Origin of the sequence: Streptomyces sp. NPDC004065 (assembly GCF_044903565.1) — a bacterium.
Taxonomy (GTDB): domain Bacteria; phylum Actinomycetota; class Actinomycetes; order Streptomycetales; family Streptomycetaceae; genus Streptomyces.
This window is the reverse complement of record NZ_JBJDQT010000008.1, coordinates 85851-108297: the sequence shown is the minus strand read 5'-3', so window position 1 is coordinate 108297 and position 22447 is coordinate 85851. Positions and strand designations below refer to the sequence as shown.

18 protein-coding genes, 2 tRNA genes and 1 pseudogene are annotated in these 22447 nt (G+C 69.7%); 12 read left to right on the top strand and 9 right to left on the bottom strand.

What is annotated here, in order from left to right; translation table 11 throughout:
• Positions 1 to 110: 110 nt before the first annotated feature.
• Both ACI2LW_RS12150 and ACI2LW_RS12145 read right to left on the bottom strand, forming a co-directional pair.
• A complete protein-coding gene (locus ACI2LW_RS12150; protein WP_404731096.1) occupies positions 111 to 1790 on the bottom strand; it encodes a long-chain fatty acid--CoA ligase in 1680 nt (559 codons plus the stop codon).
• Between the two features lie 131 nt (positions 1791 to 1921).
• On the bottom strand, positions 1922 to 2479 hold the full coding sequence (locus ACI2LW_RS12145) for a SigE family RNA polymerase sigma factor (protein ID WP_404731095.1): 558 nt from the start codon (positions 2477 to 2479) through the stop codon (positions 1922 to 1924).
• 334 nt (positions 2480 to 2813) lie between these two features.
• Here ACI2LW_RS12145 and ACI2LW_RS12140 point away from each other — a divergent pair, with 334 nt between their 5' ends.
• A complete protein-coding gene (locus ACI2LW_RS12140) occupies positions 2814 to 3698 on the top strand; it encodes a bifunctional DNA primase/polymerase (protein WP_404731094.1) in 885 nt (294 codons plus the stop codon).
• Between the two features lie 118 nt (positions 3699 to 3816).
• Positions 3817 to 4227 (top strand): RidA family protein, encoded by a 411-nt coding sequence (locus ACI2LW_RS12135; protein WP_404731093.1) that lies wholly within the window; start codon positions 3817 to 3819, stop codon positions 4225 to 4227.
• A gap of 142 nt (positions 4228 to 4369) precedes the next feature.
• Here the strand turns inward: ACI2LW_RS12135 and ACI2LW_RS12130 are convergent, their stop codons facing one another.
• Positions 4370 to 4840, bottom strand: coding sequence for a hypothetical protein (locus ACI2LW_RS12130; protein ID WP_404731092.1), 471 nt, complete (start codon positions 4838 to 4840; stop codon positions 4370 to 4372).
• A 343-nt stretch (positions 4841 to 5183) separates the two neighbouring features.
• Positions 5184 to 5268, bottom strand: a tRNA-Ser gene (locus ACI2LW_RS12125).
• A gap of 234 nt (positions 5269 to 5502) precedes the next feature.
• Here ACI2LW_RS12125 and ACI2LW_RS12120 point away from each other — a divergent pair.
• Positions 5503 to 6732, top strand: coding sequence for a helix-turn-helix domain-containing protein (locus ACI2LW_RS12120; protein WP_404731091.1), 1230 nt, complete (start codon positions 5503 to 5505; stop codon positions 6730 to 6732).
• 55 nt (positions 6733 to 6787) lie between these two features.
• Positions 6788 to 7252: a hypothetical protein gene (locus tag ACI2LW_RS12115; protein WP_404731090.1), complete on the top strand. Its 465-nt coding sequence runs from the start codon at positions 6788 to 6790 to the stop codon at positions 7250 to 7252.
• Between the two features lie 630 nt (positions 7253 to 7882).
• On the opposite strand, the pseudogene ACI2LW_RS12110 reads toward ACI2LW_RS12115, so the two are convergent.
• Positions 7883 to 8611: pseudogene (locus ACI2LW_RS12110) on the bottom strand (IS256 family transposase); the annotation flags it as partial.
• Between the two features lie 60 nt (positions 8612 to 8671).
• Between ACI2LW_RS12110 and ACI2LW_RS12105 the strand changes: the two are divergent.
• From ACI2LW_RS12105 to ACI2LW_RS12085, 5 genes are all read left to right on the top strand, one after another.
• Entirely contained in the window at positions 8672 to 9112 is a 441-nt protein-coding gene (locus ACI2LW_RS12105; RefSeq protein ID WP_404731089.1) for a hypothetical protein, read from the top strand.
• 164 nt (positions 9113 to 9276) lie between these two features.
• Positions 9277 to 9930, top strand: a complete 654-nt coding sequence (locus ACI2LW_RS12100) for a helix-turn-helix domain-containing protein (protein WP_404731088.1) — start codon at positions 9277 to 9279, stop codon at positions 9928 to 9930.
• Positions 9923 to 11191 carry an MFS transporter gene (locus tag ACI2LW_RS12095; RefSeq protein WP_404731087.1) on the top strand — a complete coding sequence of 423 codons (1269 nt, stop codon included), beginning with the start codon at positions 9923 to 9925 and terminating at the stop codon, positions 11189 to 11191. The genes ACI2LW_RS12100 and ACI2LW_RS12095 overlap by 8 nt, the downstream gene beginning before the upstream one ends.
• 868 nt (positions 11192 to 12059) lie before the next feature.
• Positions 12060 to 13421 carry a radical SAM protein gene (locus ACI2LW_RS12090; protein ID WP_404731086.1) on the top strand — a complete coding sequence of 454 codons (1362 nt, stop codon included), beginning with the start codon at positions 12060 to 12062 and terminating at the stop codon, positions 13419 to 13421.
• 299 nt (positions 13422 to 13720) lie between these two features.
• Positions 13721 to 14392, top strand: coding sequence for a flavoprotein (locus tag ACI2LW_RS12085; RefSeq protein ID WP_404731085.1), 672 nt, complete (start codon positions 13721 to 13723; stop codon positions 14390 to 14392).
• A 374-nt stretch (positions 14393 to 14766) separates the two neighbouring features.
• Here the strand turns inward: ACI2LW_RS12085 and ACI2LW_RS12080 are convergent.
• Positions 14767 to 14857: transfer RNA gene (locus tag ACI2LW_RS12080), tRNA-Ser, on the bottom strand.
• Between the two features lie 91 nt (positions 14858 to 14948).
• Positions 14949 to 16463 (bottom strand): S1C family serine protease, encoded by a 1515-nt coding sequence (locus tag ACI2LW_RS12075; RefSeq protein ID WP_404731084.1) that lies wholly within the window; start codon positions 16461 to 16463, stop codon positions 14949 to 14951.
• Positions 16464 to 16741: 278 nt separating this feature from the next.
• On the opposite strand from ACI2LW_RS12075, the gene ACI2LW_RS12070 reads away from it, so the two are divergent.
• The 3 genes from ACI2LW_RS12070 (at position 16742) to ACI2LW_RS12060 (ending at position 20091) form a co-directional block, all read left to right on the top strand.
• Positions 16742 to 17575, top strand: coding sequence for a glycerophosphodiester phosphodiesterase (locus ACI2LW_RS12070; RefSeq protein ID WP_404731083.1), 834 nt, complete (start codon positions 16742 to 16744; stop codon positions 17573 to 17575).
• 529 nt (positions 17576 to 18104) lie between these two features.
• Entirely contained in the window at positions 18105 to 18656 is a 552-nt protein-coding gene (locus ACI2LW_RS12065) for an ATP-binding protein (RefSeq protein ID WP_404731082.1), read from the top strand.
• Between the two features lie 469 nt (positions 18657 to 19125).
• Positions 19126 to 20091: a DUF5926 family protein gene (locus tag ACI2LW_RS12060; protein ID WP_404731081.1), complete on the top strand. Its 966-nt coding sequence runs from the start codon at positions 19126 to 19128 to the stop codon at positions 20089 to 20091.
• 383 nt (positions 20092 to 20474) lie between these two features.
• On the opposite strand, the gene ACI2LW_RS12055 is transcribed toward ACI2LW_RS12060, so the two are convergent.
• Both ACI2LW_RS12055 and ACI2LW_RS12050 read right to left on the bottom strand, forming a co-directional pair.
• Complete coding sequence (locus ACI2LW_RS12055) at positions 20475 to 21257, bottom strand: hypothetical protein (RefSeq protein WP_404731080.1); 783 nt, start codon at positions 21255 to 21257, stop codon at positions 20475 to 20477.
• 55 nt (positions 21258 to 21312) lie between these two features.
• The gene (locus tag ACI2LW_RS12050; RefSeq protein WP_404731079.1) at positions 21313 to 21978 is read right to left on the bottom strand and encodes a bifunctional DNA primase/polymerase; all 666 of its coding nucleotides are present in this window, start codon (positions 21976 to 21978) and stop codon (positions 21313 to 21315) included.
• Positions 21979 to 22447: the final 469 nt, after the last annotated feature.

Sequence of the window (22447 nt, the reverse complement as noted above, 5' to 3'; positions counted from 1 at the left end):
GGGCCGGTCGGGCGTGGCCGGGCCGGTCGGGCGTGGCCGGGCCGGTCGACCCGGACCTGACCAGTCGCCCCGAACCGTGGCCGGCCGCCCCGGTCCGGGTCAGGCGGCCGTCACAGCTGCGTGACGTCCAGTTCGCCCTCGGCGTACTGACGGCGCAGCACCTTCTTGTCGAACTTGCCGACGCTGGTCTTCGGGACCGACTCGATGACCGTCCAGCGCTCCGGGAGCTGCCACTTCGCGATCTTCCCCTCCTCCAGGAGGAAGGCGCGCAGCGTCTCGAAGTCCGCGGTGGCGCCGTCCTTGAGGACGACGGTGGCCAGCGGGCGCTCGCCCCACTTCTCGTCCGGCACGGCGACCACGGCGGCCTCGGCCACGGCCGGGTGGGACATCAGCGCGTTCTCCAGGTCGACCGAGGAGATCCACTCGCCGCCGGACTTGATCACGTCCTTGGCGCGGTCGGTGAGGGTGAGGAAGCCGTCGGCGCTGATGGTGCCGACGTCCCCGGTCTTCAGCCAGCCGTCCTCGCTGAACTTGTCGGCGGGGCGCAGGGGTTCGGCGTCGGGCCCGTTGTAGTAGGCGCCGGCGATCCACGGGCCGCGGACCTCCAGCTCGCCCGCCGACTCGCCGTCCCAGGGCAGGCGTTCGCCGCCGGGGCCGGTGAGGCGGGCCTCGACGCCGGCCGGGAAGCGGCCCTGGGTGAGGCGGTAGGCGAACTCCTCGTCCGTGCCGACCGCGTGGGCCGGGGGACGGGCCACCGTGCCGAGCGGGGAGGTCTCCGTCATGCCCCAGGCGTGGCAGACCCGCATGCCGAGCTTGTCGAACGCCTGCATGAGGGAGGGCGGACAGGCCGAGCCGCCGATGGTGACCTGGGTCAGGGTGGAGACGTCGCGCGGCCGGGCGGTCAGCTCGGCGAGCAGGCCCTGCCAGATGGTGGGGACGGCGGCGGCGTGGGTGGGCCGCTCGCCCTCGATCATCTCGGCGAGCGGGGCGGGCTGCAGGAAGCGGTCCGGCATCAGCAGGTTCACGCCCGTCATGAACGTGGCGTGCGGCAGGCCCCAGGCGTTGACGTGGAACTGGGGGACGACCACGAGCGAGGTGTCCTGGTCCGTCAGCCCCATCGACTGGGTCATGTTGACCTGCATGGAGTGCAGGTAGATCGAACGGTGGCTGTAGACCACGCCCTTGGGGTCGCCGGTCGTGCCGGAGGTGTAGCACATGGCGGCGGCCTGGCGCTCGTCCAGCTCGGGCCAGTCGTAGGCGGTCGGCCGGCCGGCGATCAGGTCCTCGTACTCGTGCACCCGGACCGGGCCCGCGTCGGCCAGCAGGGAGCGGTCGCCGGGGCCGGTGACGACGACGTGCTCGACCGTCTTCAGGTGCGGCAGCAGCGGGGCGAGCAGCGGCAGCAGGGAGCCGTTGGCGATGATCACCCGGTCGGCCGCGTGGTTGACGATCCACGCCAGCTGCTCGGCGGGCAGGCGGAGGTTCAGGGTGTGCAGGACCGCGCCCATGGACGGGATGGCGAAGTACGCCTCGACGTGCTCGGCGTTGTTCCACATGAGGGTGGCGACCCGGTCGTCGCCGGCGACGCCGAGTTCCTCGCGCAGGGCGTGCGCCAGCTGGGCGGCGCGCTCGCCGATCCCGGCGAAGGAGCGGCGGTGCGGCTCGCTGTCGCCGGTCCAGGTGATCACCTGTGAGGATCCGTGGATCGTCGACCCGTGGGTCAGGATTCTCGAGATCAGCAGCGGTACGTCCTGCATGGTGCTCAGCACGGCGTCCTCCCGGGGCGGCATTGCCTGCGCGGTAGTAAGGGATGCCGCTGATTCTGCGCACATACCGAGCGGTATGTCACTAGGGGCGGACGATCGATCACGTGACCTTCTGCACCGACCTTCCGGTCGGGAGGGGCGGCGGCGGGCCGCGGTCAGCGCACGAGACCCAGCTCGGGGTCCTCCCGGAGCTTGCCGAGCGCCCGGGAGACCGCCGACTTCACCGTGCCCACGGACACACCGAGCACCTCGGCCGTCTGCGCCTCGGAGAGGTCCTCGTAGTACCGCAGGACGACCATGGCCCGCTGCCGCGCGGGCAGCTTCATGACCGACCGCCACATGGCGTCGCGCAGGGCCTGCCGCTCCGCGGGGTCCGCGGCGTCGGGCACGGGCTCCGGCTCGGGCAGCTCCTCGCAGCTGAACTCGTCCACCTTGCGCTTGCGCCACTGCGAGGTGCGGGTGTTCAGCAGCGCACGGCGGACATAGCCGTCGAGCGCCCGGTGGTCCTCGATCCGCTCCCAGGCCACGTAGGTCTTGGTGAGCGCGGTCTGCAGCAGGTCCTCCGCGTCGCTGGCGTTGGCGGTGAGCGACCGGGCGGTGCGCAGCAGCACCGGCCGGCGGGCCCGCACGTACGACGTGAACGACGGATACGCCGGGCTCTGCGCCGCCGGTACGGCGGCGGCCGACGCGCCGGTGCACACGGGTGTGGTCATGCCTCAACGCTAGGAGCGGCACCCGCCCCGGCGGATCGGCCGCAGGTCCCGAAGCGGAGTCCCCCTCAGGTTGTACGGGTGAGGCCCGCCCCACCTACTGGAGGTGGACGAAGCACCCCCGGCCCCCTGCGGGTTGGCCGGGGTGGCGGGGCGGCCGGGGCGGCCGGGATGGCCGGGATGGCCGGGGAAGGGGGGCCGCCGGGGAAGGGGGGCGTCGGTGAAAGGGGGGCGGACGTCGGGGCGTCGGGGCGTCGTAGCGTCCCGGCGGGCCGCCCGGGCGAGCCACCCGGCCACCCCTCTTCCCTTTTTCGAACACTAGTACGAACATAGAACCATGGCCACCATCGACCGGCAGGCCACGACGCTGGCCCTCGCACACGCCCTGTCCGCCGCCGAACGCGGACTGGCCGTCATCCCGCTGTCCCGGACGAAGCTCCCGGCCCTGCGCTCCCCCCACCGCGACGCCACCGGCACCGGCCCGGCCGGCGGGCCGCCCTGCCACGGCGAGTGCGGCCGCTTCGGCCACGGTGTGTACGACGCCTCCACCGACCCCGCCCGCATCCGCGAGATGTTCGCCGCCGCCCCCTGGGCCACCGGCTACGGCATCGCCTGCGGACTGCCGCCGCACCACCTGATCGGCGTCGACCTCGACACCAAGAGCGGCTCCGACGCCCCCGCCGCCCTGCGCGAGATCGCCCTGCGCCACCTGTTCACGATCCCCGCCACGGTCGTCGTCCTCACCCCGAGCGGCGGCCGCCATCTCTGGCTGAGCGGCCCGCCGGACGTCGTCGTCCCGAACTCCGCCGGCCGCCTCGCCCCCGGCATCGACATCCGCGGCGCCGGCGGCTACCTGGTCGGCCCCGGCTCCCGCACCGACCACGGCGTCTACTCCACCGCCCCCGGCACCGCCCGCCTCGCGCCCGCCCCCTGCCCACCGTCCCTGCTGCGCCTGCTCCTGCCACCGCCCCGCGCAGCGCACCACCCCGTGCCGTCGTCGGCGGGCCGGCACGGGCAGGGCCTGGTCCAGTTCGTCCTCGCCGCGCACGAGGGCCAGCGCAACACGCGCCTGTTCTGGGCGGCCTGCCGCGCCTACGAGGACGGCATCGGCCCCGCCCTGGTCGACCCCCTGGTCGGCGCGGCGCGCACCACCGGCCTGACGGAACGCGAGGCCCGCGCCACCATCGCCTCCGCGGCCCGCCTGACGGGCCACCGGCCGTAGGCACGCCGCCGGGGGAGGCCGGAGAGGGGGGGCGGCCCGCCAAAAAGAAGAGGTGGGCGGCGAGGGGCTGTGGGCACGATGGCCCCCTCAGCACCCGAGGGAAAAGGACCCGACCACCATGGCTCGTGCCATCACTCTGATCCGCTCGGCCGCCCTGTCCGACGTCGCCGAGTACGCCTACGCGGCCACGGCGCCCGCCGAGGCACGCCTGGTCTTCCTCGCCGGGGCGTGTCCGTTGAACGACGACGGCTCCACCGCAGCGGTCGGGGACTACGCGGGGCAGGCACGGAAGGCCGTCGAGAACATGCGCACCGCCCTCGCCGCCGCCGGCGCGTCGCTCCAGGACGTCATCAGTACGCGGGTTCTCGTCGCGTCGGCCCGGCGCGAGGATCTGGTGACCGCCTGGAAGGTGGTCCGCGACTCGTTCGCCGATCACGACGTTCCCAGCACCCTGATGGGCGTCACTGTGCTCGGGTACCAGGACCAACTCGTCGAGATCGAGGCCGTCGCCGCCGTCCTCGACACGTGAGACCGTGCGCCGCCGCGCCGACGGTTCCTGTCGGGCATCAACGACTGACCCGGGCACGGCAGGGGAACATGCCGACGGCCGAGCATGCCCGCCAGTCACGCCGACGCACCGGGCAGCTCCAAGATCCCCGACAGAGTCGGGCTCAGCTATGGACGGTCTGTTTGACGCCGTCCTTGTCGGTGATGCTGACGGAAACGCGCCACCGCGTCCGCTTGTCGACCTCGACCTTGACCGTGCCGCCGAATTTCCGGCCATCCAGGTCTTTCGCCTTCATCGAGGCACCGTAGGTGGCGCTGTCGTCACACACTTCGATCCCGGCGCGCAGCGCTGTCCCATTGCTGACCTTCAGACCACCCGAGGGACCGAGACAGTCATACCGCACGGACAATGCGGCAATCCGATCCGCGGCCACGGGCAGCTTCACCGTCCCCGGACCCAGCCGGCCCGGCTTCTTGGCGCCCTTCTCAGGATTGTCCGGATCGGACACCAGCGCCGCCTTCGAGGCACTCGGAGAAGGCGACGTACTCTTCCCGCCGCTGCACCCGGACACCACAGCGGCGGATACCACCAGCAGAACGATCCCTGCGCTGCGCATCAGCTTTTCCCGTGCCACGTCTCGCGGCCCTTGTAGACCAGCCGCGGTGTTTCTCCGGATGAAGGCGGCCCCGTCGACCGCCAGGGTTGACCCTAGGGAGCAACTGTCTTTTCTACCACGTCAGTTGAGCAAAACATGAGGTCGAGGTCGACCTGAGGGTGGTCCCGTTGGTCATCTTGGGATGCGGGCGACCGCAGTGCGATCGGCTCGCTCCGGCTGCTCGGAGTGCCTGGGCGGCTGAAGCCCGTGCCCCACCCCTGCCCGGCAGACCGGGAACTCACGGCAGCCACGGTCACTGGCAGACACCGCGCATAGAGAAGGCCCCCGACCATCAATCCTGGTCAGGGGCCGTTCGCTCATGCGGTGGGTGTGGGATTTGAACCCACGGTGGCTTGCGCCACGACGGTTTTCAAGACCGTTCCCTTAGGCCGCTCGGGCAACCCACCTCCGTCCCGCCTACCAGCGGCGGAACGGCTACAGAGTACCGGGCTCGTGCGCCGCGCGGGCTCCATGGTCCACACGGGGTCCACTGGCGCCCTTGCCGGGCACTTCGTGACCTGGAGAACTCCACACGCGGCACGCGGCCTGGGTACCGTCAAGGGTAGAAGCCCCGACGGATGGAGCACGATGCCTCGCCGCCCCCTGGACCGCCGGCGCCTCACCGATAGGGGGGCGCGCTGATGCTGGAAGAAGCCGAAGAGATCGGCCGTCGCGCACGCCGCGCACGGCTCCGCCTCGGCATGACGCAAGCTGACCTCGCTGCCGCCCTGGGCAAGACCCAAGGGTGGGTTTCCAAGATGGAACGCGGACACATCGAGCTAGACCGTGTCGGCCTGCTCAACCTGCTGGCCTCGGAGCTGCACGTACACCCGAACGACCTGATCGGGCGGCCGTACAACAGCTCCCCGGCCGAGAATCAGTGGCAGGTCTCCGCCGCAGCGATCATGCGTGAGCTGCGCCGCTACGACCTCGCCCCCGTCTTCGACGGAACTCCCCGGCCTGCCCGCCAGCTCTGGCAGGAAACCACTCGCCTTCACCTCCTGCGTGACGCTGCCGCCAACGTGGCGATCATGGAAGTTCTCCCCGACCTGTTCCGTGAGGCACGCGCCCTCGCCGAAGTCTCCACGGGGCATGAGCGGGAAGAGGCGTTCGCCATCTACGCCGTGTGCTGCAAGTTCGCCCACACCTCTGCGCACGCCCTTGGACACCCTGAGCTGATCGCCATGGCGTGTGAGCGGGCTGCTTGGTCTGCCCGGCTGTCCGGCGACTCTGTCATGCCTGCGGTCGCCGACTGGATGCGTGTCTGGGACATGTGGGCCACGGCCGACTGGGAAGACGCCATTGCCCTGTCCGACAAGGCGATTCGCACCGTGCAGCAGGAATATGACCAGGGTGAGCCGCTGGCTGTGCGCGCGTGGGGGTCACTGCAACTGCGCGCGGCAGTCTCGGCTGCCCGGAGCGGTCGCAAGGCCGAAGCGAAGGACCGGATCAAGCACGCGCGGAGTGCAGCCAAGCGGATGACAGAGGCCGTCGGCCCTCCGGTCTACGACCGCCACAGCCTCACCTTCTCGCCGGGCAACGTGCAGATCCATGCGATCAGCGTCGCTCTGGAGATGCATGAGCAACGGGAGGCGCTGTCGATAAACCGGCGCACGAGCAAGGAACTGGTCGAGTCGCTTCCCAACTCCCGTCAAGGGCATCACCACATGGACCTGGCTCGCGCTTGGCTGTGGGATGGGAACCGCGACAAGGCGCTGAAGGAACTGGAGAAGGCCGAGCGCATCGCCCCCCAGCTCGTCCGCAATCACCCCATCGCCCGGTCAACCCTGCGAAGCATCGTGTACGCCGAGCGCGCGAGCACCCGCGAGAAGCTGCGCCGCATGTCAGACCGCTTCCACCTCGACGGATGAGGGTCGTATTCCTGCGGTTCATATTCGACCCGGGAGATCTTCATAGCTTCGGGGCATGGCCGAAGAGACCTCGAAGCAACTCCCCGCGCGGGGCGCCGAGTTAATCCCTGGCGCCCCGTTTCACCCCCGCCTCGGTGACCTCGCCCTCGACCTCGCCAAGGGCGGGAAGATCGGGGTGTGCGTCGCCCTGCCGAGCGACAGCTCCGCGTCGTACCAACTGCGCCCGCCTGGCGGTGGTGAGGACTGGCGGGCCAGGTCCGACGGAAAGACCCTGCGCCCAGTGCCCGTCCCGGTCACGCATGTCACCCCCATGCAGCGGGACGCCGTCTACGACCATCGCGCACAGCAGGCCGCACTGCCGGTCACCGTGCACTACGAGGACGGCGGCGCCTGCGAGACGATGCTCGTTCTCACTCCGGCGCAAGTTGAGCTGTACTACGGCCAGGTCGGCAAGCTGATCGGGGCGCGGAAATCGGCTCAGGAGCAGGAGTGGAAATCGGTTCGGGAGCATGAGCGGTGAGCCCGGCCGTGCTGATGCTCGCTCCGCCGGCCTCCGCACGTCCCCCGATGCGGTCGCCCATCGCCTTCCGCTGTGAGGCGACCGCCCACGACCTCAGCGGCACCCGCGAGGTTCTGCTCGCCACCTACCGCGGCCGGTCCCCGCGCCTCGCCGCCCGCTGGCTACGCGCCGAAGCACTCCGCCTCGCAGGGCTGTTGTCCCCCGACCCTGAGGCCGTATTCCTCCGGGATGCGCCGCTCACCGCCGCAGGACCGGACGTGCCTCGCCCTGATGCCGAACTGCGCGCGTGGGCCGACAGTGAGCAGGCGTACGAGCACGCGCTACGCGCCCTCGCCACGGGCCGCCCGTTCCTGTTCACCGTGACGGACTACGACGCCCGGTACTCCCTCCGGGTGTATCCACTGCCTACGCGCCGCCCGGCACCCCCGCAAGCCCCCGTCCCCGCCCGGTGCCCACCCCACTCCCCGGCGGGGACGGGCCGCCATCGCCGACCCAGAGGGCGGCGCATGTCCCGATGACCCCCGCCCCCGCGTCTTTCCTGGTTCCCCCCGGCGCGGGGCGGGTCCATCGCCCAACTGGAGCTCTACCGCTGAACGCACGCCCGCCGCTCTGCGGCGCAGTCCTGCCCATGCCGATGGCGTCAACGAGGCCGGCATGGGCGTCGGAGATGACGAGCTGGACACCGGACAGGCCGCGGGCGATCAAAGAACGCAGGAAGGCGAGCCAGCCGGCGCCGTCCTCGGCGGTGGCGACGTCCAGGCCGAGGATCTCGCGGTGGCCGTCGGCGTTGACGCCGACCGCGATCAGCGCGTGGACGTTGATGATCCGGCCGCCCTCGCGGACCTTCTGTGTGAGCGCGTCGACCCAGACGAACGCATACGGCCCGGCGTCCAGGGGCCGGTTGCGGAAGGCTGCGACCTGCTCGTCCAGATGCTTGGCCATTGCGCTGACCTGGGACTTCGACAGCTGGGTGACGCCGAGGGACTCGGCGAGCTTCTCGACTCTGCGGGTGGAGACGCCAAGCAGGTAGGCGGTGGCCACCACCGAGATCAGGGCCTGCTCGGCCCGGCGACGTCGTTCCAGCAGCCAGTGCGGGAAGTAGCTGCCCTGCCTCAGCTTGGGGACGGCGAGTTCGACGGTCCCGGCGCGGGTGTCCCACTCCCGCGGGCGATAGCCGTTGCGATGGTTGACGCGTTCCTCGCTGACCTGCCCGTATTCGGCGTTGCAGAGCGCGTCGGCTTCCGCCGACATGATTGCGTCGGCGAACGTCTTGACCATCGCGCGCAGCAGGTCCGGACTCGCCGAGGCGAGATTGTCTTCCACGAGGGCGTGCAGGGGCAGACTGTCGGGTGCGGTCATCGTGCTGATCTCCTTCAAAGACTTGGTCGTCTTGAAAGATCAGCCGGTGGCCGTTCGTCTATGCGGGCGCCATCCCGATGCCGGAGCAAACCCCCGGATCAGGTCGAACCCGTACACCACTTCCCTGGACGCAACCAGCACATCAAGGAGTTCGGCACGGCCGCAGATGGTCGGCTGTTCCGTGCGTCCCAGGGTGGCCACCTCCTGTCCAAGGAGTACGGAGAGGTCTGGAAGGCGGCCCGGCTCGCGGTGCTGACAGAGTCCGAGGCTGCCTCACCGCTGGCTGACGTGCCGTACTCCCTGCGCCACGCGGGCGTCTCGCTCTGGCTTGAGTCCGGCGTCTCGCCGGCCGAGGTCGCGCGCCGGGCAGGCCATAGCATCGCGGTCCTGTTCCGCTTCTACGCCAAAGCCATCCACCGCAACCAGCAGCACGCGAACCAGCAGATCGAACGAGCGCTGAAGGCGGAAGAAGAGGGCGGAGAGGCGCAAAGAGGAGGTTGACGGAGCGGGGCCGGGCTCATCGATCAATCGACCGATGAGCCCGCCGGGCGCCCCCGCAACGCGGATAGGCTCTCGACTGCCAACGGGGAAGGGGACGTTCACGGCCCGAGGAATGAACTCCTCTCGCTATTGCCAACCTTCTGTCGAGAGAGCACTATTGAGAGATGTCTCTCGAAGATGCCTCGCGCGCACCCGACGCGCAGGCCGCAGCACCGATGCCCTTGCACCAAGGGCTACTCGAAGTCAGCGACCCCATGGCCCTGCGGGCCCTGACTCACCCTGTCCGGATCGCCGTCCTGGAAGCGCTGACGACGAACGGGCCCCTGACCGCTACAGAGGCCGGCGATGCCATCGGAGCGTCTGCAACGACGTGCTCGTTCCATCTACGGCAGCTAGCGAAGTATGGATTCGTCGAGGAGGCGGGGCACGGACCGGGCCGCCGTCGCCCCTGGCGACTCACTCACTTGGGCATCTCCTATTCCCAAGCGGCCGACGACCCTCGTACAGCGGAGACCGCCAAGAGGCTGGCCCGACTGATCGAAGATCAGTCGCTGGTTCGGCTGCGCGCATGGATGGAGACCAGGGACCGGTATCCCTCCGCCTGGCAGAAGGCTGCCGACACCACCAGGACCATGTTGTTCGCCACACCGGACGAGTTGAAGGCGCTCAACAACGAGCTGCTGGCGGTCCTGATGCGCTACCGCGCGGCGTTGGCCGATCCGAACCGAAAATCGTCGAGCTGTCTTCCCGTAGAGGTCCTTGTGGTCGGCTTTCCCATCGAACGGCCCTCCGACTTTGAGGAGACCGACGATGCGTGAACTTCTGAAAATCCGCGATGCCCGGCTATACCTTGCCGGCCAGGCACTGTCCATGTTCGGCGACAACGCCTTATGGATCGCCGCAGCGGTGTGGGTCAAGAGCCTGACAGGCAGCACTTCGCTCACCGGCCTTCTGATTCTCACCATGGCCGCGCCACAACTCCTCGGCCCGCTCGCCGGGATACTCGTCGATCGCTATCGACGCCGAACGCTGCTGATAGTGACCAACGGCTCGTGCGCCGCCGCTCTCCTGTCGCTCCTCCTCGTAAACGGCCGCAACCAGTTGTGGCTCATCTTCCTGGTCATGGGAGTTCTCGGAGCTGCTTCCACTGTGCTGAACTCAGGGGGGTCAGCGCTACTCGTAACCATCCTGCCGAAGCACCTCCTGCCCGTGGGCAACAGCGCCTTACGCGGAACGAGGGAGGGACTGCGCCTCATCGCACCGTTGACCGGAGCAAGCCTCTTCGCTGCCGTGGGCCCCAGGGCCGTCATCCTGCTCGACGCAGGTGCGCTGTTGGTCGCGGTGGCGACCCTCATCATGCTCAGAGTCCGTGAGAACCAGACGGCTTCAAAGGGGCAACGGTGGCGTACTGAGGCAGCTGCCGGGGCCCGACACATCGTAAGAACCGCGGCACTGCGTCAGATCGTCCTCGCTTATGGTCTTTCTTCGATCACCCTGGGGTTGAGCGAGGGCGTGCTGTATGCCGTTGTCGACGATGGGCTGCACCGGCCGCCCGAGTTCGTCGGTGTCCTCACCGTAGCCATGGGTGTTGGTGGCATCCTCGGCAGCGTCATTGCCCCAGCCGTGATCCGTCGCGCAGGTGAAACAGCACTGACGGCTGGCGGCATGGTGGTCTTGTGTCTCGGGCTTCCGCTTCAAACACTGCCCTGGCTGCTGCCGGTTCTCGCCGGAGAGTTGGCGTTCGGCTTGAGCCTTCCGTGCATCACCATTGGGGTTTTCAGCCTGCTGCAGCGATCAACGCCCAACCACCTGCAGGGGCGAGTCTATTCGGCATGCGAAATGCTCAACGGCGTACCGCAGATCACAGCAATCGGGGTGGGAGCCATGCTGCTGGCGGTGGTCGATTACCGCATCCTTCTCGCCCTCATGACCGTCAACGTCGCACTGGCCGCCGGGTACCTCCTTACTCGACGGGCTCGACTGCGGTCGGACCCGTCTGACACCACGGCATACCATGGCCAGGTCCTGCCCGCGCCGCTTATGTCATCAGTCGAGGAATCTGAAGGCCCGGCTCTTTGAGTCGCCCCATGCAGTACGTGGAGCCGATCGCTGGGTCTCGACGTGGAAAGGGGCAGATGGGGCGGTCCGCGGTGCAGAAGCCGGACGTCCTGACGGGGCGGACCGCGGACGGCCAGGGCCTCGCCGAGACTCGCTTCTCGCGTACGTGCGGATCGTGGCGGGGTACCAACATCGGCGCCCGTCGACCAACGCGTCGGGGTCAGGAAACCGACCCCGGTAGATGAGCTTGTACACCGCGTCGGCTGTAGTCCCGAGGATCTTCGCCGCACCACTGACGCCGACAAGCGCGCCTTCCTGCATCATCCCACCCCGTTGTCGATAGACCTCTCGACAGAGCTTTCGATAGCTGGTTGCGAGGCTCATCGTGCACACGTGCTCAGCCGATTAGGTACGTGGCCTCCGCATCTTGGCGTGATCCCGATCCCCCCCAGCCCTGCCCTACACCCTGACCTTGCCCCGCTCCGCGGGCCGGAGAGGTGCTGCTCCTTGGGTGCCAACCGTGGCCGATTTCTGCTGATGGTCCGGCCCGGGAACGGGGCGTGGCGCGAAGTCGTTTGGCCGGCATCGAGGCAACTGGCCCCTTGGGCCGGCTATCCCCTGCTCGCTCTCACCACTCGCTCTAAGCGCGACCGGCGACGATCGCCGGTGGCCCGGCCCCGTGCCACCGGGGAGCGCGACAGGCTGTCCGGCCGAGAAGCCATGGGAACATCGGCGACCTGCAGAAACTCAATTTATTGTCCAATTCCTTGGAACCCTGTCCGGGTAATTGGACAATAAACTTCTCCCTCGAAAGCCGTTGACTCCTCCCTCTGCCTTCTGCTTCCGTATTCCTCGTAACCAGCCGGACGCCACTATCGGAGGCCCCTCGATGGGAGATAGGCAGAACAAGACCCGCTATGTCCCGTCCCGGTTCCTCAGCCTCTCTCACGACGATGATGGCTCGCTGATTCTGTACTGCGCACGCACCGGCGCAGTCGGGGTGGTCGCTCAAGAGAACGCAGAATCGGCACGAAAGGCCCTGCTTCGCGACACCGTTACCGAGGGACCCCTGAGCGGAATTCTCAGTGATCTGGAACAGGGCGGATTTCTCGTGCTCCAGGGGACCGATGAGTCGGCAATCGTGCACGAGAACTACATCCGTCGCTACACGGATCGAAGCCTTGAACTGATCATCATGCCGACGGAGCAATGCAATTTCCGCTGTGTCTACTGCTACGAGGCATTCCTACGCGGCGAGATGACTCCGGACATCAGGAACGGAGTCAAGAAGTTCGTTGAGTCACAGCAAGGGCTGGAGCAACTGACAGTCTCCTGGTTCGGCGGGGAACCGCTGATCGCCGGCGACGTCGTAGCGGAAATCACTGAGCACTGTCAGCAGTATGCTGCACGTGTGGGTGCCACCTTCCAGTGCGCCGCTACAACCAATGGATACGAGCTCACACCCGAATACGCTGACCGAATCATTCCGCTCGGACTCAAGAACTTCCAGATCTCGCTGGATGGGGTGGAGCACGATCACGACGAACGCCGCGTAGGCGCGAACGGCGAAAAGACCTTCGCGCGCATCATGGAGAACCTGCGCTATCTGCACAGTTCTGATCACGATTTTGAAGTGGCCATCCGCTACAACTTCGACCCCGGAAACATCCCTCGGGTGGCCGAGTTCTATGAAATGCTCAAGAGTGAATTCGGCGGGGATGAACGGTTCGTGACCGAACTGCAGCCCATTGGACGCTGGGGCGGAGAGAACGACGCAAGCCTGAGCGTCTGCGAGGGTAGGCCCATGCTGCGATCCCTTATCGAAGCCAAGAAGTTGGCTCTGGACGCCGGCTTCCGGGACGCGCACGGTATCGACATGTTGCGCCCCAGTGGTGCGATTTGCTACGCGGCCAATCCACGCTCCTTCGTCATCGGATCTGACGGCAAGGTCTACAAGTGCACTGTCGAGTTGGACTACCACGACCGAAACATCGTGGGGCAGCTTCACAGCGACGGCACCATGGATCTGGACTGGCGGAAGATGGCGCTGTGGACAGAGACCAACGGCATGGACACGGGCAAGAAATGTGTTTCTTGCTACTTCAGCCCGACGTGTCACGGCGCGATCTGTCCCAAGGAGTGGATGGATGAGGGTGAAGCCGAGTGCCCCAAGTCCAAGCACACCATTGGCGACACCTTGAAGCTCATCCGCGCAGAGAGCCTGTTCATCAAGCCGTCCGCCACAGCATAAGAGCTCGGTAGGTCGGTGCTGCAAAAGTTCCGCCCTGCCGTTTCAATGGTCGCTCAGGTTGACTTCAGTCGACCTGCCTGATTACCGAAGGGGGTGCCACCATGACCTGGATCGCGACGTCGAAGACCGACAGCAAGCGCGAGCGCAAGCTCAACAACTACGGCTGCTAATCAGCCGCCTAGATGGGAGGTGACGCCCAGATTCGGGGTCGCCTCCCATCTTGCTTATCTGCATCATGGGAGCCGACCAGAGGATTTGTCCGGCTAGCCAATTACTCGAAACCGCCGAAGAGGATATCGATGAGTACTGCCCTGCCTTGCGAAAAGCTTCTGATCGGGATCAGCGGATCGATTCATTGCGCTCAGATCGGCGGGTACCTCGCACAGTTCCGGAGAGAGTTCGCGACATCAGTCCGTGTCATCATGACGCAGTCCGCCTGCGACATGGTCAACCCGAAGACGGTGGAACTGCACACCGATGTTCCGGTCATTACCGACATCTGGGGAAATCCTCAGTCCAAGAGTCCTCACATCACGGCCACTCGCTGGGCAGATCTCTTTCTGGTGCTGCCTGCTTCCGCGAACATCCTCGGCAAGGCCGCACACGGCATCGCGGATGACCTTCTGTCCACTGCAATCGTGGCATCACGTGGGCCAATAGTGTTCGCCCCTGCTATGAACCCCTCTATGTGGGAGAGCGCGGCCGTTCAGAGGAATTTGAGGACTTTGAGGGAAGACGGCCACTACATCATCCCGCCGCAAGAGATAACCTCGGTAACGACCGGAGACTACGACACCGGTCTCGGCCCGACACCGGAGTCGGTCATGCCCCACCTCTGGCACGTTCTGATGAAGCACACGAAGGACGGCTACTGGGACGAAGCCACGAGGACACAACCGATGTCGCCGGCCGAACGCGTGCGTCAGAGTCTTCCGTTGCTCGCCAACGCCGAGGAGCCCGCGACCGTGTGACGGCCAACCCATGGAGCTCTTGTAGCCCGGCCGTAAGGCTGTACCACGCTACAACGGCCGTCCTCGCCTCTGAGACTGCGTAGTGAGTCCGCGTCCCATCTTCCCCGCCCGCCACCGCTCCCCCTCGGCAGGCGGGACGGGGAAGACTGCGTTGCAGCAGTCCTTCGCAAGGCGACTTTCGCATGTATGAATGAGTCCCAGGACTCCAAGGAGTGCCTGGTGAGGGGCTGATACGGGCGCCATCTTGGTCCACGCCTGGTCCACACGCACTGATCCACAACGCGACAGAGCCGGATCAAGGTGAGACACCCTCCATGCAGAAGGGGTGCCCCCTCACTGGGGACACCCCTTCTGACCAGCACGTCTCTGACCTGCGGAGGCGGTGGGATTCGAACCCACGGTGACGTTCTCACGCCACGACGGTTTTCAAGACCGTTCCCTTAGGCCGCTCGGGCAACCCACCTCGCTCGCCCGTCGGCCGGGGCGGAGCGGGTACAGCGTAGCGCCTGGGGGAGCTCGGGTTCGGGGCCGCCCGTGCGGGCGGCGGCCCGGTTCGTCAGCTGCTGTCGCCGATCCGGGCGCCCAGGGTCAGGTCGGCCTTGTGTTCCTTGCCGTTGCGCTCGTAGGTGATCGTGACCTTGTCCCCGGGCTTGTGGGTCCAGATCTCGCCGATGAGGGTCGGACCGGAGTCGATCACCCGGTCGTCCAGCCTGGTGATGACGTCACCGGGCTTGAGGCCCGCCTTGGCGGCCGGGCCGCCCTCCTCCACCGCGGCCGACCCGCTGACGCCCTGGTCGGTGATCTTGGCGCCGTTGGTCGAGTCCTCCAGGGAGACCGAGGCCCCGATCTTGGCGTAGACGGGCTTGCCGGTCTTGATCAGCTGCTGGGCGACGTACTTGGCCTGGTTGATCGGGATGGCGAAGCCCAGGCCGATCGAGCCGGACTGGCCGGTACCGCCGAGGCCACCGCTGCCCGTGGACTGGATCGCGGAGTTGATGCCGATCACCGCGCCGCGGGCGTCCAGGAGCGGGCCGCCGGAGTTGCCCGGGTTGATGGACGCGTCGGTCTGCAGGGCGCTCATGTAGGACGCCTTGCTGCCGGAGCTGCCGTCGCTGGAGGCCACCGGCCGGTTCTTGGCGCTGATGATGCCCGTCGTCACCGTGTTGGACAGGCCGAAGGGGGCGCCGATGGCGATCGTCTCGTCACCGACGGCCACCTTGTCGGAGTCGCCGAGCGGGAGCGGCTTGAGGTCGGAGGGCGGGTTCTTGAGCTTGATCACAGCCACGTCGTAGCCCTGCGCGTGGCCGACGACCTCGGCGTCGTACTTCCTGCCGTTGGGGAACGTGGCGGTGAGCCTGCCGCCGTCGACGGCCTCGGCCACCACGTGGTTGTTGGTGACGATGTGGCCCTGCTTGTCGAAGACGAAGCCCGTGCCGGTGCCGCCCTGGCCGCTGTCGCTCTCGGCCTCGATGGTGACCGTGCTCGGCAGCGCCCGGGCGGCCACGCCCGCGATGGAGCCCGGGTCGCGCTTGACCTGGGCGGCACCCGTGTCGGAGGCGGCGACGGTGGTGGAGCCGGTGTCGTCGTTCCTGGCGAGGGTGTAGCCGATGCCGCCGCCCAGCCCGCCGGCCACCAGCGCGGCGACCAGCACCGCGGCGACCAGGCCGCCGCGCCGGCCGCCCGGCTTCGGCGCGGGCTGCTGGTACGCCGTGCCCCAGCCGGAACCGGCGCCCGCACCGCTGCCGCCGCCCGCGTAGGAGGGCATGGCGGGGGCCGGCGGCGGCCAGGAGCCGTCGGCCGGCGAGCCCGGGCCCTGCGGGCCCCCGGGACCCTGCGGTCCGCCGGGCCCGGCCGGGCCGCCCGCGGAGGCGTGGGCCGCGGGCGCGCCGAAGGAGGCCGTGTCCTGCTGCGGCGTACCGGGAGTGTGCGGCGGCGTGCCGGGGGGCGGGGGCGTGGGTGTGCCGCCGCCCTGCGGAGCGGACGGCTGGGGGGAGGCTGCGGGGGATTCCACCGGCACGGGAGGTGCGGACGGGGCCGGGGGTACCGCGGTGCCCTCGTTCTCGGTGCTCACAGCTTTTCTCCTCGATCCACGGCTGTCGTTGTCGGTCGCACTCGGTCGCACTCGGTCACGCTCGCTCATGCCTGCCGCCGACCCGGCGTGCTCCAGCTGTGCAGGTGCAGACGTATCAGGTGTATGCCAACAGCTTTTCCCACGGGCCGTCAGAGCACCATAAGCGGTGGCTGTGGGTCCGGGGCCATTCTTTATACAGGTCATCTCACATGAAACGGACACATTGTCGACGCCCGTCCGCCGTCACGCACACCGCGCCGCGGTGGCACCATGACGCGGTGACCCATGCACGGCAGCAGCAGCAACACGTCCAGGTCGTCGCGCACCGCGGCGCCTCCGAGGCGGCACCGGAGCACACGCTGGCCGCCTACCGCAAGGCGATCGAGGACGGCGCGGACGCCCTGGAGTGCGACGTACGCCTCACCGCGGACGGCCACCTCGTCTGCGTGCACGACCGCCGCATCAACCGTACGTCGAACGGCCGCGGCGCCGTATCCGCGCTGGAGCTGGCCGACCTCGCCGCGCTGGACTTCGGTTCCGTGCGGACGCGCGCCCTCTGGCGGGGCAGGGACGAGGAGCCCGACTGGGAGGTGCGGCCGGAGGACCCGGAGGACACCTCCGTGCTCACCCTCGAGCGGCTGCTGGAACTCGTCTCCGACGCCGGACGCCGGGTGGAGCTGGCCATCGAGACCAAGCACCCCACGCGGTGGGCGGGCCAGGTCGAGGAGCGGCTCCTGATGCTACTGAAACGGTTCGGCCTGGACGCCCCGGGCTCCCCGGAGGAGTCACCGGTGCGCGTGATGAGCTTCTCCGCCCGCTCCCTGCACCGCGTACGGGCCGCCTCGCCCACACTGCCGACGGTCTACCTGATGCAGTTCGTCTCGCCCCGGCTGCGGGACGGACGGCTGCCGGCGGGCGTCCGGATCGCCGGCCCGTCGATCCGGATCGCGCGCTCCCACCCCGCCTATGTGGAGCGGCTGAAGGCGGCCGGGCACCAGGTGCACGTGTGGACCGTGAACGAGCCCGAGGACGTCGGCCTGTGCGTCGGCCTGGGCGTCGACGCCATCATCACCAACCGCCCCCGCGCGGTGCTGGCCCAGCTGGGCCGCTGAGCCGGGCGCGGGCGGCCATCGGGCATCGGGCATCGGGCATCGGGCATCGGGCCATGGGGCCTCGTGGCCGCGGTGCGGTCGGTCGGCGGTCGGCGGTCGGCGGTCGGCGACGGTCGCCGGTCGGTCCGGTCGCCGATCGGCCACAGTCAGGTCGGTCGCCGACCGGCCGCGGTCGGTCCTGTCGCGGTCGGCCGCGGGCCGTCCGGTCGCCGGTCGGCCCGGGGCCGTCCCGCCGCTGATCGGCCACGGTCGGTTCGGCCTCGGCCGGGTCGCCGATTGGTCGCGCTCAGGTCGCTGATCGGTCGCGATCGGCGGTGGGCCGTCCCAGGCCTTGACCGGGGCCGCCCGCTGCACCATCCTCCGTTTTCGGCCACACCGAAGAAATCCCGCCAGATGCTGATAGGAGTGCTCCGGCGCGTTCGGCTCGTGTTCGCCGTTTCCGAATGCGTCGCCGGAAGGGATCGGCCGGTTTCCGGTTCAGGCCAATGGGGCATCCACTCCGTGGCGTGGGGCGAAGGAGGTCTCGGGGGTGGCGTTGGTGGTGGCACAGGAGGTGCCCACGTCGTCGAGCATGGCCGTACCCCATGGCCCTGCGGGCGTGGGGGAAGCCAGACACCGGATGCGCGAGCAGTTGCGCAGAGGTGGCGTGGCGGAATCGGTCATCGATGATGCCGTACTGATCCTTTCCGAACTTTTGAGCAACGCCTGCAAACACGGCCGCCCCCTGGGCGAGGCCCTGTCCGGCGACGGCGACGTACGCGCCGCGTGGCGCGTGGACGCGGGCGGCCGGCTGGTCGTCGAGGTGACGGACGGCGGTGGTCCGACCCGCCCGGCTCCGGCCACCCCCTCGGTCACCGCGCACGGCGGCCGGGGGCTGAACATCGTCAGTGCGCTCTGCGACGACTGGGGCGTGCGGGACGACGTGCACGGCGAGGTCACCGTGTGGGTGGTCGTCCACGACGACGTGCACGACCCGGACGCCGGCCGGCGCCGCGACGACTTCGCCACGCGCATCACCGCACCCCGGGTGTCGGCCCTGCCCGCCATGGACTTCGCGGACGCCTTCGACGATCTCGACTGACGGGCAGGGACACGGGCACGGGCCGGGGACGGCCGGCCTCGCACGCCCGCCCAGGGCTCCGCGGCGCGCACACCCCGGGTACGGCCGGCGCGCTCGCCCGCCCGGGTACGGCCCCACTCGTCCGCCCGGGTACGGCCCTCGCCCCCCCGGCAGGCCCCAAGGTCACCGGTCACAGCGCGGCCTCGCGCCACCGGTCACCGCACGAGCCGCCCCGGCCGGCGTCGGCACGGACGCCATTCCCGATCACGCGGACGCAGGCACCGTCCCTGCCGCGCGGACACAGGCGCCGCCCGCCGCGTGCACCGGCTCCGCTGCACGCGCCGCACCCTGGGGACACGCACCCGCTCGTCCGCCTCCGTGATCCCCACGGTGCCCACGGCGCCGCCCCGTCCACAGCTTCCGGTCGTCGGGGGTGGGAACGGCTAGGCTCCCGCCCGTACGAGACGAGCCGTAACCGGGAGACACCCAGATGGCCAAGAAGCGACCCCAGACGAAGGCCAAGCGCCCGCACGTCACGGACGAGGAGATCCCGGTCGTCGGTGCGCGCGAGCCGTGCCCCTGCGGCAGCGGCCGCCGCTACAAGGCCTGCCACGGCCGCGGCGCGGCCCACGCGGTGACCGAGCTGGTGCAGCGGCCGTTCGAGGGGCTGCCCGGCGAGTGCGACTGGGTGGCCCTGCGCGAGCTGGTCCCGGCCGCCACGGCCGCGCTGACGCTCAAGGGGGGCCTCCCCGAGGGCGTCCCGTCGGTCACGCTCGCCACGGTGCTGCCGATGGCCTGGCCGGCGCTGCGCCGCGACGACGGCTCCGTGCTGCTCGGCCTGCAGAACGACACGGCGTCCGGCGACATCAGCCGCGACCTCGCCGACACCCTCCAGCGGGCGCTGGTCGCCGAGCCCGGCACCCCCGTGCAGGGGCGCCGGGCCCCTGCGGTCGGCCCCCGGCTGCAGGACCTGCTCGACCTGTCGGCCCCGTTCGAGCCGGTGGTGCACACGGGCTTCGAGTTCTGGGTGCCGGACGCGGAGAACGCCACGCCGGAGGTCACCGCCTCCCTGGAGCGGGCCAACGCCGCCGCGATCCCGACCGTGCGCCTGCAGGGCGTCGAGGCCGCGTACTGGTGCGAGACGCCGGAGAAGAACCACCTGCGCTGGGTCATGCCGCACCCGGAGGAGCGGCTTCTGGACGCCCTGGCGCGGCTGCACGCGGCCGGCCGGTCCCACCTCGGCGAGGGCACCCGCCTGGTCGGCTCCTTCCGCGCGCACGGCCTCACCGTGCCGGTGTGGGACCTGCCCGGCGAGGTCGGGGCGCAGGACGTGGAGAAGCCGGCCGCCGAGTTCGCCGAGCGGCTGGCCGCCGCGCTGGCCGCCGAGGAGCCGCTGACCGCGGACGAGCGGCGGGCCCGGGGCGGACTGACCAACCGGCAGGTGACGCTCAGCTGACCGACGTCTCCGGCCGGCCGACGTCTCCGGCCGACCGAGGTGTCCGGCCGACCGAGGTGTCCGGCCGACCGAGGTGTCCGGCCGACCGAGGTGTCCGGCCGACCGAGGTGTCCGGCCGACCGAGGTGTCCGGCTGACCGGCCGGTCAGCCGGAGACTTCCGCTCGGCGGGTGACTGCGATCACAACTCCCGTTGCGAGCAGGCGAGTCGGTGACCGGAAAGACCGCCCACGCGGTGACCGGAAAGCCGAGATCGAATTTGCGAACGGCCGATCTCTTGTTACCGTTCGAGTAGCCCGGTTGCTGGTGCATCCCCCGTCGCCAGCAACCGGGCCCTTCCATGTGCGGCGCCGCTCACCGAGCGCAGCCTGTGCTCGACCGACGGTCAGCCACCCGTCTCCACCCAGGGGTTGGCGGCACCGACCGCGCCCTCCGCGGCGCTCCCTTCGCCCCCGTCCGCAGCCTCCGCGCCGCCCGTGCCCGCCCGGCCTGATCCCCGCGCGCCGCCGGTCTCCCCGGCCCCCTCCGCCGCGCCGCCCCCGCTGCCCGAGCGCAGCAGCAGCGGCCCGCGGTCGCCGCGCCGCGCGAACTCCGCGACGGCCGTGTACACGGCCGGCATGCCGCGCAGGCGCTCCCGGGGCGTCTCGCACGTGACCGGTTCGTCGTCGCCGTCCGGCGCGCACCGCATCCGCACGGTCCGGTCGCCGGGCCCCATGAGGGTCAGCGCGGCGTCCAGGGGGCCGCCGGTGGCGTTGCGGTAGTAGGTGCGCGCCCAGGCGTCCTCGCCCTGGGTCATCACGCAGGTCTGCGCCTCGACGCCGTACGGCGAGCTGACCTCGGGGCCGCAGCGGGCGGCGGTGGCCGGCCCCAGCCCCAGCAGCAGCGGGGAGCGGCCGGGCGTGACCCGGGGCATCTTGTCGTCGCCGAGCGGCCCGGGCCGTACGCCCGGCCGGGCGGGGGCGTCACCGGCCGCGGGACCGGCCGCGGGACCGGCCGGACGGCCGGCGGCCCGTTCCGGGGCGCCGGTCTGGCCCGCCGAGGCCACGGCGAACGGCAGCACGACGGCGCAGGCGACGATGGACGTCAGGGCGAGCAGACGGAGCCTGCGGGGGTCCGGACCACCGCGCAGCGGTGACCGGCGTGCGTGTCCCTGGGAATGACGCGGCATGGGGGGACGATAACGATCACGGCGCACGCCGGGTCCCGTGCGCGCCCGGGATCCCCTAGAACTCGGGCGCGTTCACACCCGTACGAGTGAGCGCCTCCACCACCGCGTCCACCACGGCCTCCACGTCGGGCACCCACGGCCGGGCGGAGCCGGGCAGCGGCGCGCGCTCCCAGCGGATGGGGCCGGCGCCGGTCTCGGACGGCGGCAGGGCCAGATAGCCGCCCTCACCGTGGAAGCGCAGGGAGCCGGGCACGAAGTCCTTGGCGTAGAGCAGTTCGCCGAGCTGCTCCATGGAGTACGGCTTGACGAGGACGGCCCAGCGCGTCGGGGAGGCCACGACGGGGCCGAGACGCATGCCGACGCGGTCGAGGGCGTGCAGGGCGCGGGCCGCCGCCAGGGCCGGCAGGCTCACCGCGCAGGGCGCCCGGCCGCCGGTGGCGAGGATGACCGGCGCGGTCGGGCGGTTGGTCCACCACCAGCGCACCATCCGGGCGTCCGTGGTCGCCGCGAGCAGACCGGGGTCGAAGGGGTGCGCACCGGGCACCGTGCACTCCGGGTCGGGGCAGGCGCAGGCCTCGCGCCGCCGCGGATCCGTTGCCACGCCCGGGAGTACGGGCCACTGCCACTGCGTCGCGCAGGTCAGGGCCGCGCCGAGCGACTCGGGGCTTTCGCCGCCGCGCTGGGACAGGAGCCTGCGTCGCCTTCCGGGGATCTCGCGCATGAGCGCTCGTTCCTTTCCGTTGCACCGCTGGCAACACCGTGGGCCACATCACACCATGTGTCGATCACTTCACTGTGCGTACCTGTTGGCGCATCACACCCCTGCCTTCAGGCACGGGGAACCCCTATGGGCCGAGCATCGGCTGCGTCCGCGGCAGCCCCGTCCATACTGCGTCTACCAAAAGCATGGGCGTGGCGTGGGGTGGCGGAGCGTGGCGTTTTGCCGTCGCGCGTTTTGCTCTCCGCCTCCACCACGGAGGATGGGGCACGGTCGTCGGTGGATAGGACGCCCGGGTCCGTCGCCAGGTTCCGGGTGGCCCCCAACCACCCCTGGCCTTCTCCGAGTACGTACCCATCACGACCGCTGTGACGCTCCGTGGAGCAAACCCAGTCGACCGCAATGCGCCGTTACCCGAGGCAGTTTCAAGCCAACTTTGCCTTTCCGCAAGGGGTTGACGGGAAGACCCCGC

Excerpts from the sequence above, each read along its gene's own strand:
- ACI2LW_RS12150 (WP_404731096.1), bottom strand. The coding sequence starts at position 1,790 with ATGCCGCCCCGGGAGGACGCCGTGCTGAGCACCATGCAGGACGTACCG.
- ACI2LW_RS12145 (WP_404731095.1), bottom strand. The coding sequence starts at position 2,479 with ATGACCACACCCGTGTGCACCGGCGCGTCGGCCGCCGCCGTACCGGCG.
- ACI2LW_RS12140 (WP_404731094.1), top strand. The coding sequence starts at position 2,814 with ATGGCCACCATCGACCGGCAGGCCACGACGCTGGCCCTCGCACACGCC.
- ACI2LW_RS12135 (WP_404731093.1), top strand. The coding sequence starts at position 3,817 with ATGGCTCGTGCCATCACTCTGATCCGCTCGGCCGCCCTGTCCGACGTC.
- ACI2LW_RS12120 (WP_404731091.1), top strand. The coding sequence starts at position 5,503 with ATGCTGGAAGAAGCCGAAGAGATCGGCCGTCGCGCACGCCGCGCACGG.
- ACI2LW_RS12115 (WP_404731090.1), top strand. The coding sequence starts at position 6,788 with ATGGCCGAAGAGACCTCGAAGCAACTCCCCGCGCGGGGCGCCGAGTTA.
- ACI2LW_RS12105 (WP_404731089.1), top strand. The coding sequence starts at position 8,672 with ATGCGGGCGCCATCCCGATGCCGGAGCAAACCCCCGGATCAGGTCGAA.
- ACI2LW_RS12100 (WP_404731088.1), top strand. The coding sequence starts at position 9,277 with ATGTCTCTCGAAGATGCCTCGCGCGCACCCGACGCGCAGGCCGCAGCA.
- ACI2LW_RS12095 (WP_404731087.1), top strand. The coding sequence starts at position 9,923 with ATGCGTGAACTTCTGAAAATCCGCGATGCCCGGCTATACCTTGCCGGC.
- ACI2LW_RS12090 (WP_404731086.1), top strand. The coding sequence starts at position 12,060 with ATGGGAGATAGGCAGAACAAGACCCGCTATGTCCCGTCCCGGTTCCTC.
- ACI2LW_RS12085 (WP_404731085.1), top strand. The coding sequence starts at position 13,721 with ATGAGTACTGCCCTGCCTTGCGAAAAGCTTCTGATCGGGATCAGCGGA.
- ACI2LW_RS12060 (WP_404731081.1), top strand. The coding sequence starts at position 19,126 with ATGGCCAAGAAGCGACCCCAGACGAAGGCCAAGCGCCCGCACGTCACG.
- ACI2LW_RS12055 (WP_404731080.1), bottom strand. The coding sequence starts at position 21,257 with ATGCCGCGTCATTCCCAGGGACACGCACGCCGGTCACCGCTGCGCGGT.
- ACI2LW_RS12050 (WP_404731079.1), bottom strand. The coding sequence starts at position 21,978 with ATGCGCGAGATCCCCGGAAGGCGACGCAGGCTCCTGTCCCAGCGCGGC.